Below are 14,642 nucleotides of genomic sequence, written 5' to 3'. Positions count from 1 at the left end.
CGCCCGGTCCCATCCCGAACCCGGAAGCTAAGCCCTCCAGCGCCGATGGTACTGCACCTGCCAGGGTGTGGGAGAGTAGGTCGCCGCCGACATCAAACCTCAATACTGGGCCCCCGCCATCAGGCGGGGGCCCACTTTTTTGTACTCTCTACAGGTGAGTGATGACCGCGGCGGTTCCCCGGAGCGCAATGATCGTTCGGCAGGTGGGGATCGGCGCGGAAGCTCGTCCCCCGGATCCAGGCCACGGGGTGGTGCCCGGCGGCCGGCGGGGGACGTCGGCAGCGGCTGGGCGGAACGCGGTGGCCGACGAGACAGCACCGGTGAGCGTCGCGACCCCGATGCCCGGGGTGGCGCCCAGGGCGGCCGTGGAGGCGCCGCTGCCGGGTCGGCCGCGGCGCGCGGCGGGTCGCGGTCCGGGAACCGCGGCGGACCTTCCCGCCGCGACGGGGCGGACGGTCGGGCCGGCGGTCGGCGGGACGAACGCGGAGGCCTTCCCGGAACCGGACGTGACGAACGGCGCGATGACGGTGGCGGAGCCCGCGACTCCCGGCGTGGCGGGGCGTGGTCGCGCGACGGCCGTACCGAGGCGCCCCGTGGCGGTCCACCGCGGGCCGCTGCCGATCGGCGCGGCGGGGACCGGTCGCAGGCGCGCGACGAGCGCCGTGCAGCGGGTTCCGACGGCAGGGCTCGCGGCGGCGGGCCGGCTCCCACGGGTGGGTACCGCGGGTCGGTGAGGGGCCCGGAGGGCGGCTACCGGACGGCAGGAGAACGCGACGACCGCCCCTGGACGCGGACACCCCGAGCGGATCGAGCGGCGGACCGCGGAGCCCGTGACGAGGGGCCTCGCACCGATGGACCGCGCGACGGCCAGGTGCGCGACGATCGGCGGCGGCAGGGCCGTCCGCGCGACGACCGGTACGGCAGACCTGGCGACGACCGGCCGAGGTACGACGGTCCGCCCGGCGGGCAGCGCGCGCGGGGCGGCGGCGAGGGTGCGGCCGGTGACGAAGCCCCGTCGGGGGACGCGGACGTGGGCGGCGGCCGGCGGCGGGCCGCGAGCGGGCGCGCCGAGCGACCCGGTGCCGATGAGCGCCGTCCGGCCGCGGGGCGGGACGACCGCCGGGGGTCCCGCTCGGGCGGGGGTACCCGAGGTTCCGGCGGCCCGGACGACCGCCGCACGTCGACGGGTGACCGTCGGGGCGACCGGTCGCCGACGGGAGGCCGGGGGGCGGGGGACAAGGCGGGCGGCCGTCCGCGGGACCAGGTCGGGGCCCGGGCGTCGTTCGTAGCGGAGCCCGCTCTCGACGACGAGTTCACCGTGGCCGCGCTGGACGCCGAGGTCCGCCGTGACCTGCGCGGACTGCAGAAGGACACCGCGGACACCGTCGCGCGGCACCTCGTCGCCGCCGGCAGCCTCGTCGAGGAGGACCCGCAGCTGGCGCTGGAGCACGCCCGCTATGCGCGCAAGCGCGCCTCGCGGATCGCGGTGGTCCGGGAGGCCACCGGTATCGCGGCCTACCACGCCGGGGAGTGGACGGAGGCGCTCGCGGAGCTGCGCGCGGCGCGGCGGATGGGCGGTGGCCCGGTGCACCTGCCGGTGATGGCCGACATCGAGCGCGCGCTGGGGCGCCCCGAGCGTGCCGTGGACATCGCCCGGGGCCCGGAGGCGGCGGAGCTCGGCACCGCGGAGCGGATCGAGCTCGCCATCGTGGGCGCCGGGGCGCGGCGCGACCTGGGCGAGCTCGACGCGGCCGTCGTCGGGCTGCAGATCGCCGAACTCGATCCGGCCCGGCGGGACCCCTGGAGCCCGCGCCTGTTCTACGCCTACGCCGACAACCTCCTGGCCGCGGGGCGGGAGTCCGACGCGCTGCAGTGGTTCGCCCACGCCGTCGACGCCGACCCGCACGGCACGACGGACGCGGGTGCCCGGATCGCCGAGCTGACCGGCACGGAACCCCCGGACGAGTCGGACGACTTCGAGTTCGGCGAGGAGGAGCTCGCCGACCTGGTGGCGGAACCGGATCCCGACCCGGGACCGGCCCGCAGCCCGGCCCCCGCGGTCGGAACCGCGGTGCGCGAGGACACCGCGGCGGACGGCGCAGCAGCGGGCGCCCCCGTGATGGACGGCCCGGCGGTGGCCGAGGCCGACGCGGGCGAGGACTCCGACCGTGCCGGCGGGGTCGGCGCCGATGAGGGTGCCGGTGACACCGGGGGCCGGGGCGGCGATGCGCCCGCAGGCACATCCGGGGCGCACGCTGCGGCGTCGGGGGCCGACGGCGACCGGGCCGGCGAGGGCCGCCCGTCCGATGGGCGAGCGGCCGCAGTCGAGGAGCCCGCGGCCGAGGAGCAGGCAGGCGAGGAGCCCGCTGCGGGTGACGTGCACGGTGGCGCCGCCGGCGCGCAACCCGACACCCGGGACGAGGCGCCGTGAGCACCCCGCTCGACCGGCACGACGTGCTGCTCGCCGACCTGGACGGAACGCTGTACCGCGGCCCGGAGGCGGTGCCCGGCGCGGTGGAGGCGGTGCGGGCGGCCGCCGGCCGCGGCGTCGGCACGGTGTACGTCACCAACAACGCCTCGCGGCGGCCGGTCGACGTCGCCGCGCACCTCGCCGAGCTGGGCTTCCCGGCGACCGAGCAGGACGTCGTGGCCAGCTCGCAGGCCGCGGCCGCGATGCTCGCGGGGCAGCTGCCGGCCGGGGCGGCGGTGCTGGTCGTCGGGACCGAGGCGCTGGCCGAGGAGGTCCTCCGGGTCGGGCTGACGGTCACGGCGGACGCGGCGCGGGCCGCCGCGGTGGTGCAGGGCCACAGCCCGGACACGGGCTGGCGGGTGCTCGCGGAGGCGACGGTGGCGCTGCGGGCAGGAGCGGTGTGGGTGGCGTGCAACGTCGACCCGACGCTGCCGACCGAGCGGGGCCCGCTGCCCGGGAACGGATCGATGGTCGCGGCGCTGCGGACCGCCTCGGGGCGGGAGCCGCAGGTGGCGGGCAAGCCCGCACCGGCACTGCTGCACGAGGCGGCCCGGCGGACCGGCGCCCGCAGCCCCCTGATGATCGGCGACCGGCTCGACACCGACGTCGAGGGCGGCCGGGCCGCGGGGATGGCGACGTTGCTCGTGCTGACGGGGGTGTCGGATGCCGCGGAGCTGCTCGCGGCGCCGCCCGCGCTGCGCCCGGATCTCGTCGCCGCCGACCTGGCGGCGCTGCACGCCCCCGTCGACGACCTGGCGGTCGGCCCGCGGCCCGGCTGGACCGTGCGGTCCGGACCGGGCCTCGAGCTGGCCGGGGACGGCGACCCGATCGACGCGCTGCGCGCCCTGTGCCACGTGCACTGGGCGGACGGCGGAGGGCCGGTCCACGTGACCGCCACCGGGGACGCCGCCGCGCGAGCCCTGGGCGAGCTGGGGCTGTCGGGTGCCTCGGCTACCGTTGCCGGAGCCGCTGCCCCCGATTCCGGAGCACCGCGATGACCGCCCCGAGACCGGCCGATCCCCGGCCGCCGTCGCTGCCCGCACTGCGGGCGTCCGTCGACGCCGCGATGTCCGGCCTCGACGGGCTCGACGACCGGCCGCTCGCCGACCACGTCGAGGCGTTCGAGCGGGTGCACGCCGCGCTGGGCGACGCGCTCGCCGCCGGCTCGGCGTGACGGCGGTGGTCACCCGGGCCCGGCTGGACGCCGAGCTGGTGCGCCGCGGGCTGGCCCGGTCACGGCAGCAGGCCGCCGAGCTGATCGGGCAGGGCCGCGTCGCGGTGCGGGGCGTCGTCGCGGGCAAGGCCGCCACCGTCGTCGACCGGGACACGCCGGTCGTCGTCACGGAGTCCGGCGAGCGTGCGTGGGCCTCCCGTGGCGCCCACAAGCTCGTCGGGGCGCTCGACGAGCTCGGGGTGGAGGTCTCCGGTGCACGCTGCCTCGACGCGGGCGCGTCGACCGGCGGGTTCACCGACGTGCTGCTCGATCGCGGGGCGGCGCGGGTGGTGGCCGTCGACGTCGGCTACGGGCAGCTCGTGTGGCGGCTGCGCAGCGACGACCGGGTGCAGGTGCACGACCGCACCAACGTCCGCGCCCTCGTACCCGACGACATCGGCGGACCGGTCGACGTCACCGTGGCCGACCTGTCGTTCATCTCGCTGCGCACCGTGCTGCCGGCGCTGGCGGGGTGCACCGGCGGGGTGCTGCTGCCGATGGTGAAGCCGCAGTTCGAGGTGGGGCGCGACCGGCTCGGGTCCGGGGGTGTGGTGCGCGATCCGCAGCTGCGGCTGGGCGCGCTGCACGCCGTCACGGCCGCGGCTCGCGAGCTGGGGCTGGTGCTGCGGGGAGCGGCGCCGAGCCCGCTGCCCGGCCCGTCCGGCAACGTCGAGTTCTTCCTGCTGCTGGCCTGCGACGGCGCCGACGTCGGCGACGCGGCCCTGGCCTCGGCGGTGGAGCGGGGTCCGGCGTGACCCGTGAGGTGCTGGTGGTGCTGCACACCGGGCGGCCCACCAACCGCGACACCGCGGCCGCGGTCGCGCGGCGGTTCGCAGCGGCCGGGGTCCGGCTGATGGTGCTGGCCGAGGAGTGGGCCGAGGTCGAGCACGGTGACCTGCCGCCCGAACTCGCGCCCCGGCTCGTCGACGGGAGCCCGGGCTGTGCCGGCGGGGCCGAGGTGGTGCTGGTGCTCGGCGGCGACGGCACCCTGCTGCGCGCCGCGGAGATGGCGAGGCCGGTGGACGTGCCGCTGCTCGGGGTGAACCTGGGACGGGTGGGATTCCTCGCCGAGACCGAGCAGGGCTCGCTCGGCGCGGCGCTCGACGCGGTCGTCGAGAGGCGGTACGCGGTGGAAGAGCGGATGACGCTCGACGCGGTCGCCCGGTGCAACGGCGACGTGCTGGCCCGCACGTGGGCCCTCAACGAGGCCGCTGTGGAGAAGAGCACGCGCGAGCGGATCCTCGAGGTGGTGCTGGAGGTCGACGGGCGCCCGGTGTCGGCGTTCGGCTGCGACGGGGTGCTGTGCGCCACGCCCACCGGTTCCACGGCGTACGCGTTCTCCGCGGGCGGGCCGCTGGTGTGGCCGCAGGTGGAGGCGCTGCTGCTGGTGCCGAGCAACGCCCACGCCCTGTTCGCGCGGCCGATGGTGATCTCGCCGGAGTCCGAGGTGGCGATCGAGGTCGATCCGAGCGGGCCGCCCGCCGTGCTCGACTGCGACGGCAGGCGCACGTTCTCCCTGCCCCCGGGGGCGCGCGTGGAGCTGACCCGCGGCGAGCGGCCGGTGCGGATGGTGCGCCTGGACGGACGGCCCTTCGCCGACCGGCTCGTGCGCAAGTTCGACCTGCCCGTGCGCGGCTGGCGCGGCTCTCCCGACCGGTAGCCACCGATCCGTCGGTGCCGCGCCGTACCCTCCCCACCATGCTGTCCGAGATGCGGATCCAGGGGCTCGGCGTGATCGACGACGCCACGCTCGAACTGGATCCGGGGCTCACCGTCCTCACCGGCGAGACCGGCGCGGGCAAGACGATGGTGGTCACCGGGCTTTCGCTGCTCGGCGGCGGGCGCGCGGAGGCGTCGCGGGTGGCGGAGGGCGCCCGGCGGGCCGTCGTCGAGGGGAGGTTCCTGGCCGGCCCGCAGGCGCTGGCCGTGGCCGACGAGGTGGGGGCCGACGCCGACGAGGACGGCACGCTGATCGCGGTGCGCACGGTCGGGGCCGACGGGCGGTCGCGGGCACACCTGGGCGGCCGGTCGGTGCCGGTCGGCGTGCTGGGCCGGCTGGCCGAGGCCACCCTGGCCGTGCACGGCCAGAACGACCAGCTCCGCCTCCTGCGTCCGGCCGAGCAGCGCGCCCTGCTCGACCGCTTCGCCGGTGACGCCGTGGGCAAACCGCTGGCGCGTTACCGGGAGGTGCGCGCGGAGTGGCAGCGGCTGGCCGCCGAGCTGGTGCAGCGGCGCGACGGGGCACGGCGGATGGCGCAGGAGGCCGACATGCTGCGCCACGGGCTCACCGAGATCGCGGCCGTCGACCCGCAGCCCGGCGAGGACGGCGAGCTGGTCGCGCACGCCCGGCGGCTCGCCGCGGCCGACGACCTGCGCGCCGTGGCCGCGGCCGCCCAGGCCGCGCTGGTCGGCGCCGACGGAGCCGACGGAGGGGGCGGCGACCCCGACGCCCCGGCCGCGCTGGCCCTGATCGGGGACGCGCGGCACCGGCTCGCGGCGGCCGGTGACGCCGAGCTCACGGCGCTCGACGCGCGGCTGGGGGAGGCGCTCGCGCTGCTCGGCGACGTGGGTGCCGAGCTCGCGTCCTACCTGGACCGGCTCGACGCCGATCCCGACCGGCTCGCCGCGGTGCTGTCGCGGCAGGCGGAGCTCAAGGCGCTCACCCGCAAGTACGCCGCCGACGTCGACGGGGTGCTCGCCTGGGCGGACGAGGCCCGGGAGCGGCTCGGCGGTCTCGACACCTCGGAGGAGACGCTCTCCGCGCTCGCCGCACGTCGCGACGACCTGGCCGTCGAGCTGGCGGCACACGCCGCGGAGGTCACCGCGGCCCGCCGCGAGGCGGCGGCGCGGTTGGCCGCCGACACCACCGCGGAGCTGGGTGGTCTCGCGATGGCCGACGCCCGGCTGCTGGTCGACGTCAGGCCGCGGGTGGCCGGACCGGACGCCGCCGACACGCTCCTCGTCGGCGGACAGCCGCTGGTGGCGGGCACGAGCGGGGTCGACGAGGTGGAGCTGCGGCTCGTCGCCCACGGCGGCGCGGCCCCGCAGCCGCTGCACAAGGGCGCGTCCGGCGGGGAGCTGTCGCGGGTGATGCTCGCCCTGGAGGTCGCGCTGGCCGGGGCCGACCCGGTGCCCACGATGGTGTTCGACGAGGTCGACGCCGGGGTGGGCGGGCGCGCGGCGGTCGAGATCGGGCGGCGGCTGGCCCGGCTCGCCGCCCGGCACCAGGTCATCGTGGTCACCCACCTGCCGCAGGTCGCGGCCTACGCCGACCGGCACCTGGTCGTCGACAAGTCGGTCCGGGACGGGCCCGGGCAGGCGGGGCCGTCCCGGGCCCACAGCCGCGTCCGCACCCTGGCCGACGGCGACCGGATCGGGGAGCTGGCTCGCATGCTCGCCGGCCTCGACGACACCGACACCGGCCGCGCCCACGCCGAGGAGCTGCTCGGCACCGCACGCGCACACCGGCAGGCCGACCGGGCCGAGGCCACGACCGGCGCACGACGCCGGGGCGGGCGGAAGCGGTCCGGATCCGGCTCCTGAGTTCGCCCGGGTGCCGGCGGCGGGCACGGCCGGGCCCGGCCGGTCGGGTCGGCGGGTGATCGCCCGGCGTGCCTTCCCGGTATCACGCGCCCCAGGTGTCACAGTGCTGGCATGAAGCTGACCGGCCTGCTGAACCGCTCACGACCGGAGCTGCCCGGTGTGGCCGGGACCGCCCGGGTCGACCGGCGCACCGAGGCGCTGCTCCGCCGCATCAAGGCGGGCGAGGTGGCGGTTCTCGACCAGGTCGACCTCGACCGGGGCACGGCGGAAGCGCTCGTCGCGGCCGGGGTGGCGGGCGTCGTCAACGCCTCGCCGTCGATCTCCGGCCGGTTCCCGACGCTCGGCCCGGAGGTCCTGCTGGAGGCCGGCATCCCGCTCGTCGACGGCGTGGGGGCCGAGACGCTGCACGCGATCAAGGACGGCAGCCGGGTCCGGCTGCTCGACGGCGCGGTGTACCTGGGGGAGAAGCAGGTCGGTGAGGGTGTCGAGCAGACCGCCGACTCGGTGGCCGACGCCCTCGTCGAGGCCAAGGCCGGCCTCAGCCACCAGCTGGAGGCGTTCGCGGCGAACACCATCGAGTTCATGCGGCGGGAGCGGTCGCTGCTGCTCGACGGGATGGGCGTACCCGAGGTCGACGTCGAGCTGTCCGGGCGCCAGGTCCTGGTGGTGGCCGCGGGGTACGACCACGTCGCCGACCTCGCGAAGCTCAAACACTTCATCCGCGAGTACCGGCCGGTGCTCGTCGGGGTCGGCGCGGGTGCCGACGCGCTGCTCGCGGCCGGGCACCGACCCGCCCTGATCGTCGGCGACCCCGGGGAGGTGTCGATGGAGGCGCTCACCTGCGGCGCCGACGTCGTCGTCCCCGCCTTCGCCGACGGGCACGCGCCGGGCCTGCACCGGGTACAGGACCTGGGCACCGGAGCGGTCACGTTCCCCAGCTCGGCGAATCCCGAGGACCTCGCGCTGCTGCTGGCGGCCCACCACGGGGCGTCCATGGTCGTCACCGTGGGGCTGTCGGCGAGCATGGCCGAGTTCCTGGACCGCGGTCGCTCGGGCAGCAACGCCTCGACCTTCCTCACCCGCCTGCAGCTCGGGGGCGCGCTCGTGGACGGGCGGGTGATCGCCGCGCTGTACCGCAGCCGGGTCTCGCTGGGGGCGATCCTGCTGATGATCGGGGCCGCGATCGTCGCGATCGTGGCCGCCCTGCTGGTGTCGGACGCGGGGGACGCCGTGGGTGTCTGGTTCTCGCAGCTGCTCGCCGGGGTGGTCGACTCCGTCCGGAGCTGGTTCGGGTGATCTCGCTGCGCTACCACGCCGTCTCCATCGGTGCGGTGTTCCTCGCGCTGGCGCTCGGGGTGCTCCTCGGGGCCAGCGGGGTGTCGGACCGGCTGCTGTCGGCCGTCTCCACCGAGCGCGACGACCTCGGCGAGCAGGTGCAGGAGCTCACCGCCGAGCGCGACGAGCTCGCCGCCGCGCAGCGGGCCTCCGACGAGTTCGCCCGCCGCGTCGGGCCGGCCGCGGTCGGTGGCGTGCTGGACGGGCAGTCGGTCGTGCTCGTCACCGCCGACGGGGCCGACCCGGCCGACCGGGACGGCCTGCTGACCCTGCTGGGGCAGGCCGGTGCCACCGTGGGCGGCGAGGTCGCGCTCACCGAAGCCGTGGGCGACCCGGCCCGCGCCGACCAGCTGCGCGAGCTGACCGCCGCGCTGTTGCCGCCGGGGGCGCAGCTGCCCGCGGCATCGGACACCGGCAGCCTGCTGGGCGGGCTGCTGGGAGGCGCGCTGCTGCCCGGCGCGCAGCCCGACCAGGCCGCGGCCGTGCTCACCGGGCTCGCCTCGGCCGGGTTCGTCCGGCCCGGTGAAGTGCCGGCGCCGTCGCCGCTGGTGCTGGTCCTCACCGGCGGAGCGCTGACCGGGATCGACGCCGCCGACGCGGCCGCCGTGGTCACGCGCCTGGCCGCCGAGCTCGACCGCCGCGGGGCGGGCGCGGTGCTGGCCGGGCGGTCCGGGTCGGCGGACAACACGGGATCGGTCGGCGTCGCGCGGGCCGACCCGTCCGTCACCGCCGCCCTGTCGACCGTGGACGACGTGCAGTCCGGCTCCGGGCAGGTGTCGGCGGTGCTGGCCCTGCGCGAGCAGCTCGACGGCCGCTCGGGCCGCTACGGGACCGCCGCGACGGCGGCGGACGGTGCCGCCCCGGCCGCCTGACCGCCCCGGCCGGTGCGGAATCGCCTGCGTGGCCGCCCGCCTGCGCGGACGTCGCGGACCGCTGTACCCTGAAACCCCGTGCAGCCTCGCGCGACGCGTCATCTGTTCGTCACCGGCGGGGTAGCGTCCTCGCTGGGCAAGGGCCTGACGGCCTCCAGCCTCGGCCAACTTCTCACCTCCCGCGGGTTGCGGGTGATCATGCAGAAGCTCGACCCGTACCTGAACGTGGATCCGGGCACGATGAACCCGTTCCAGCACGGCGAGGTGTTCGTCACCGAGGACGGGGCGGAGACCGACCTCGACGTCGGCCACTACGAGCGGTTCCTGGACCGCAACCTGCACGGGCGCGCCAACGTCACGACGGGCCAGGTGTACTCGTCGGTGATCGCCAAGGAGCGGCGCGGCGAGTACCTGGGTGACACCGTGCAGGTCATTCCGCACATCACCAACGAGATCAAGGACCGCATCCTCGCGATGGCCGACCCCGACGACGACGGCTCGGTGCCCGACGTCGTGATCACCGAGGTGGGCGGCACGGTCGGGGACATCGAGTCGCTGCCGTTCCTGGAGGCGGTGCGCCAGGTCCGCCACGAGGTGGGTCGCGACCACTGCTTCTTCCTGCACGTCTCGCTGGTGCCCTACCTCGCGCCGTCGGGCGAGCTGAAGACCAAGCCGACCCAGCACTCGGTCGCGGCGCTGCGCAACATCGGTATCCAGCCCGACGCGCTCGTGCTGCGGGCCGACCGTGAGATCCCCGACGACATGAAGCGCAAGATCAGCCTCATGTGCGACGTCGAGGTCGACGGCGTGGTGGCGGCGCCGGACGCGCCGTCGATCTACGACATCCCGCGGGTGCTGCACCGCGAGGGCCTCGACGCGTACGTGGTGCGGCGGCTGCAGCTGCCCTTCCGCGACGTCGACTGGACCGTGTGGGGTGACCTGCTCGAGCGCGTCCACTCGCCCGCGGACACGGTCCGGGTCGCGCTCGTGGGCAAGTACGTCGACCTGCCGGACGCGTACCTGTCGGTCACCGAGGCGCTGCGTGCGGGCGGGTTCGCGCACCGGGCGAAGGTCGAGATCGTCTGGGTGCAGAGCGACGAGTGCCGCACCCCGGCGGGCGCGGCCACGGCGCTGGAGGGCATGGACGGCGTGCTGATCCCCGGGGGGTTCGGGGTGCGCGGCATCGAGGGCAAGCTCGACGCGATCACCCACGCCCGGACCCGCGGCATCCCCACGCTGGGGTTGTGCCTCGGCCTGCAGTGCATGGTGATCGAGGCGGCGCGCACGCTCGCCGGGCTCGAGGACGCCAACTCCAGCGAGTTCGACGAGCGCACCCCGTACCCGGTGATCTCCACCATGGCCGACCAGCGCGCCGTCGTGGCCGGGGAGCGGGACATGGGCGGCACGATGCGGCTCGGGTCCTACGCGGCGACGCTGGGCGCAGGCACCGTCGTGGCGGCGGCGTACGGCACGCGGGAGGTGACCGAGCGGCACCGGCACCGCTACGAGGTCAACAACGCCTACCGGTCGCGGCTGGAGGAGGTCGGCCTGGTGTTCGGTGGCACGTCGCCGGACGGCACGCTCGTCGAGTTCGTCGAGCTGCCCTCCGGCACGCACCCGTTCTTCGTCGGCACGCAGGCGCACCCGGAGCTCAAGAGCCGCCCCACGCGGCCGCACCCGCTGTTCGCGGCGTTCATCGGAGCCGCGCTGCGCTACCGGGCCGAGGGGCTGCTCCCGTTCGACGAGCCCGACCGGGAGACCGTCTCGGTGAACGGGGCCGGGACGTGAACCCGCCGCGGCACGACTTCCCCGTCGACGGCTCCAGCGAGATCTACGCCGGGCGGGTCATGGCCCTGCGCTCGGACCGGGTCGTGATGCCGGGCGGGCGGGTCGCGACGCGGGAGATCGTGGAGCACCCCGGTGCCGTCGCGGTGGCGGCGCTGGACGCCGACGACCGGCTGATGATGATCCACCAGTACCGGCACGCGGTGCGGCGGCGGCTGTGGGAGCTGCCCGCGGGGCTGCTCGACGTGGCGGGGGAGGACCCGCTGCGCACCGCGCAGCGCGAGCTGGCCGAGGAGGCCGGGCTGGCCGCCGACGAGTGGTCGGTGCTGCTGGACATCGTTCCCTCGCCCGGGTTCTCCGACGAGTCGATCCGCGTGTACCTGGCCCGCGGGATCACCGAGGTCGGCCGCCCCGACCTGGGCGACGACGAGGAGGCCGACCTCACGCTGCGCTGGGTGTCGATGCCCGTGGCGGTGCGCATGGCGCTGGCCGGCACGATCGTCAACGCCACGACGGTGTCGGCGGTGCTCGCGGCCCACGTGCTGGCGGGCGCCCCGGCCGCGGCGCGCCCGACGGACGCGCCATGGCCCGACCGCCCCACCCGTTTCGCCACACGCAGGCCCTGACCGCACTTCGGAGCCGTACTGCACTCTGCGGCCGCGCCGAACAGCAGTACGGCTCCGAGGTGTGATGCGGGGCACCTCTGGGTCAGGGGCGCAGCGGGCGGCCGTACGGGTCGGTCGGGCGGCCGGCGAGGATCACCAGGCCGTCGATGAACGACCAGATGATCCCGACGAACATCAACGACAGCAGCAGCTGGGCGACGCCCAGCCCGATGTGACCGCTGTAGAACCGGCCGGCCCCGAACGGCAGCACGAGCTGCAGGACACCGGCGACGACCTTGTGCCGGTCGGAGTAGGCCTGGCCGGTGTGCGGGTCGCGGCCGTACGGGGCGTCGTCGGCGAGCGGCGCCGCCACCGGGTACGCGTAGGGCGCGGGCGGGGTGTACGGGCGGGGCAGGTCGACGAACAGGCAGGCCAGCTCGTCGTCGGTGCGGGCCTGGTAGGCCGCGGCCGTGCGCTCGGCGTACTCGTGGGCGTCGAGACGGCCCTGGGTGAGGTGCTCGCCCAGCTCCGCCACGGCTGCCTCGCGATCGGCGTCGCCGACCCGGATGCGGTGCGGCTCGGGCGTGCTCACGGCACCGACGGTACCCGTCGGGCGGCGCTAGGCTCGATCCCGTGACCGCTATGCGATTCGGACTGTTCGTTCCCCAGGGTTGGCGCCACGACCTCGTCGGCATCGAGCCCGCCGATCAGTGGGGCGTGATGAAGGGCCTGGCCCAGCACGCCGACGCGGGCCCGTGGGAGTCGGTGTGGGTCTACGACCACTTCCACACCGTTCCCGCCCCCACCGACCAGGCCACGCACGAGGCGTGGTCGCTGATGGCCGCGTTCGGCGCCGTCACCGAGCGGGTGCGCCTGGGCCAGATGTGCACGTGCATGAGCTACCGCAACCCCGCCTACCTCGCGAAGGTGGCCGCCACCTGCGACATCGTGTCCGGGGGGCGCGTGGAGATGGGCATCGGCGCGGGCTGGTACGAGCACGAGTGGCGCGCCTACGGCTACGGCTTCCCCGCCGCCCCCGACCGCCTCGGCATGCTCGACGAGGGCGTGCAGATCATGAAGCAGGCCTGGGAGACCGGCTCGGCCACCCTGGACGGGAAGCACTACCAGGTCGACGGCGCCATCGTCGAGCCCCGGCCGCTGCAGGAGGGCGGCATCCCGCTCTGGATCGCCGGCGGGGGCGAGAAGGTGACGCTGAAGATCGCCGCGAAGTACGCGCGGTACACCAACTTCGACGGCACGCTGGAGGGCTTCACCCGCAAGTCGGAGCTGCTGCGCGGGCACTGCGAGACCGTCGGCACCGACTTCGACGCGATCGTGCGCTCGGCGAACTACAACGTCGCGATCGGGTCCACCGAGGCCGAGGTGGAGCAGCGCCTGCAGGACGCGAAGGCGCGGCTGGTGCCCTACGTCGGGGAGGAGAAGGCCGAGGCCAGCCTGGGCGCGGTGCGCGGGCTGCCCGCCTGCGGCACGCCCGAGCAGATCGTCGAGAACCTCACGAAGCTCAAGGACGCCGGCATGACCTACGGCATCTTCAACTTCGCCGAGGCCGCCTACGACCGGAGCGGCATCGAGCTGTTCGAGCGCGAGGTGATCCCGGCCCTGGCCTGATCCCGCTTCCGACCCGCCGCCATTGCAGGAAGGCCACCGTCAAGCAACGAGATTTGGTGGAGGTGGGCGAACAGCAATCCCGGGCGGCGGGGCGTGGGGGCCGGGTGCCCGGCCGGCGCGACGATGGACCGGTGTCGGGGGTGGAGCGGGCGGTCGAGGCGTTCCTGCACCACCTGGCCGTCGAACGGGGGAGCGCGGCCAACACCCTGCGCTCCTACACCGGCGACCTCCGGCGGTACGTCGACCACCTGACCGAGCGGGGGATCTCCGATCTCGGCGCGGTGCGCGAGGTCGACGTCACCGGTTTCGTGGTGGCGCTGCGCAGCGGTCCCGGCCCGCTCGCCGCGTCGTCGGCGGCCCGCGCGCTGGCCGCCGTCCGCGGGCTGCACCGGTTCGCGGCACGGGACGGGCTGATCCCGGACGACGTCGCGCGGGAGGTCACCCCGCCCGCGGTGCCGGTGCGCCTGCCGCGGGCGCTGGGCGTCGACGAGGTCGACCAGCTGCTCGCCGGGTGCGTCGCGGACGGGCCGGTCGGGCTGCGGAACCGCGCGCTGCTGGAGCTGCTCTACTCCACCGGCGCGCGGATCTCCGAGGCCGTCGGCATCGACGTCGACGACCTCGACGTCGACGGGCGCACCGTGCTGCTGCGCGGCAAGGGAGGCAGGCAGCGGATCGTGCCGGTCGGGCGGCCCGCGCTGGCCGCCGTGGACGCCTACCGGGTGCGGGCCCGGCCGGGGCTCGCCGCGAAGGGACGCGGGACGGCGGCCCTGCTCCTCAACGCGCGCGGCGCCCGGCTCTCCCGGCAGAGCGCCTGGCACGCGCTGCGCGGCGCCGCCGACGCCGCGGGCCTGACCGCGGAGGTCTCCCCGCACACGCTGCGGCACTGCTTCGCCACGCACCTGCTGGCCGGCGGCGCGGACGTCCGCACCGTGCAGGAACTGCTCGGGCACGCCTCGGTGACGACGACGCAGATCTACACCCACGTCACCGTCGACGCGCTGCGCGAGGTGTACGCGACCAGCCACCCCCGGGCCCTCGCGTGAAGGTCGGGCCCCCACCCGACGCCGCAGCGCCACCCGCCGGTAACGTTGCGTCCCCATCGGCCGAGTTCGGCCGGCTCACATACTCGACAAGGCGGTGGCGACACGGCGAGGCGCGTTGCCGCTCGTCGGTGGGGACTCCTACGCTGC

At 76.1% G+C, this 14,642-nt stretch carries 13 protein-coding genes and 1 rRNA gene; 13 read left to right on the top strand and 1 reads right to left on the bottom strand.

The annotated features are described in order from the left end of the window. The 11 genes from rrf to Q1K26_RS27005 all read left to right on the top strand — a co-directional run. Nucleotides 1-92: ribosomal RNA gene (gene rrf / locus Q1K26_RS27055) — 5S ribosomal RNA — on the top strand; the annotation flags it as partial. A gap of 1,226 nt (nt 93-1,318) precedes the next feature. Next, entirely contained in the window at nt 1,319-2,431 is a 1,113-nt protein-coding gene (locus Q1K26_RS27050) for a hypothetical protein (protein WP_300019115.1), read from the top strand. Then, entirely contained in the window at nt 2,428-3,468 is a 1,041-nt protein-coding gene (locus Q1K26_RS27045; protein ID WP_300019113.1) for an HAD-IIA family hydrolase, read from the top strand. The genes Q1K26_RS27050 and Q1K26_RS27045 overlap by 4 nt, the downstream gene beginning before the upstream one ends. Beyond that, nucleotides 3,465-3,644, top strand: a complete 180-nt coding sequence (locus Q1K26_RS27040; protein ID WP_300019111.1) for a hypothetical protein — start codon at nt 3,465-3,467, stop codon at nt 3,642-3,644. The genes Q1K26_RS27045 and Q1K26_RS27040 overlap by 4 nt, the downstream gene beginning before the upstream one ends. 5 nt (nt 3,645-3,649) lie before the next feature. Continuing rightward, nucleotides 3,650-4,438 carry a TlyA family RNA methyltransferase gene (locus Q1K26_RS27035; protein ID WP_300019109.1) on the top strand — a complete coding sequence of 263 codons (789 nt, stop codon included), beginning with the start codon at nt 3,650-3,652 and terminating at the stop codon, nt 4,436-4,438. Then, on the top strand, nt 4,435-5,343 hold the full coding sequence (locus tag Q1K26_RS27030) for an NAD kinase (RefSeq protein WP_300019107.1): 909 nt from the start codon (nt 4,435-4,437) through the stop codon (nt 5,341-5,343). The genes Q1K26_RS27035 and Q1K26_RS27030 overlap by 4 nt, the downstream gene beginning before the upstream one ends. A 38-nt stretch (nt 5,344-5,381) precedes the next feature. Beyond that, on the top strand, nt 5,382-7,226 hold the full coding sequence (gene recN / locus Q1K26_RS27025; RefSeq protein WP_300019105.1) for a DNA repair protein RecN: 1,845 nt from the start codon (nt 5,382-5,384) through the stop codon (nt 7,224-7,226). 111 nt (nt 7,227-7,337) lie between these two features. Next, nucleotides 7,338-8,522, top strand: coding sequence for a putative cytokinetic ring protein SteA (gene steA / locus Q1K26_RS27020; protein WP_300019103.1), 1,185 nt, complete (start codon nt 7,338-7,340; stop codon nt 8,520-8,522). Then, nucleotides 8,519-9,433 carry a copper transporter gene (locus Q1K26_RS27015; RefSeq protein WP_300019101.1) on the top strand — a complete coding sequence of 305 codons (915 nt, stop codon included), beginning with the start codon at nt 8,519-8,521 and terminating at the stop codon, nt 9,431-9,433. Before steA ends, Q1K26_RS27015 begins: the two co-directional genes overlap by 4 nt. 78 nt (nt 9,434-9,511) lie before the next feature. Then, nucleotides 9,512-11,221, top strand: coding sequence for a CTP synthase (locus Q1K26_RS27010; RefSeq protein WP_300019099.1), 1,710 nt, complete (start codon nt 9,512-9,514; stop codon nt 11,219-11,221). Between the two features lie 59 nt (nt 11,222-11,280). Next, nucleotides 11,281-11,844, top strand: a complete 564-nt coding sequence (locus tag Q1K26_RS27005; RefSeq protein WP_300019121.1) for an NUDIX hydrolase — start codon at nt 11,281-11,283, stop codon at nt 11,842-11,844. An 82-nt stretch (nt 11,845-11,926) separates the two neighbouring features. Here Q1K26_RS27005 and Q1K26_RS27000 read toward each other — a convergent pair whose 3' ends face one another. Continuing rightward, nucleotides 11,927-12,415 carry a DUF1707 domain-containing protein gene (locus Q1K26_RS27000; protein ID WP_300019097.1) on the bottom strand — a complete coding sequence of 163 codons (489 nt, stop codon included), beginning with the start codon at nt 12,413-12,415 and terminating at the stop codon, nt 11,927-11,929. Between the two features lie 50 nt (nt 12,416-12,465). Between Q1K26_RS27000 and Q1K26_RS26995 the strand changes: the two genes are divergently transcribed. Further along, nucleotides 12,466-13,452, top strand: coding sequence for an LLM class F420-dependent oxidoreductase (locus Q1K26_RS26995; RefSeq protein WP_300019119.1), 987 nt, complete (start codon nt 12,466-12,468; stop codon nt 13,450-13,452). A gap of 131 nt (nt 13,453-13,583) precedes the next feature. Further along, a complete protein-coding gene (locus tag Q1K26_RS26990; RefSeq protein ID WP_300019095.1) occupies nt 13,584-14,495 on the top strand; it encodes a site-specific tyrosine recombinase XerD in 912 nt (303 codons plus the stop codon). Nucleotides 14,496-14,642 lie beyond the last annotated feature (147 nt).

It is taken from the genome of Pseudonocardia sp. (assembly GCF_029263155.1).
Lineage (GTDB): Bacteria > Actinomycetota > Actinomycetes > Mycobacteriales > Pseudonocardiaceae > Pseudonocardia.
This window is presented reverse-complemented; position numbering and strand designations above follow the sequence as displayed.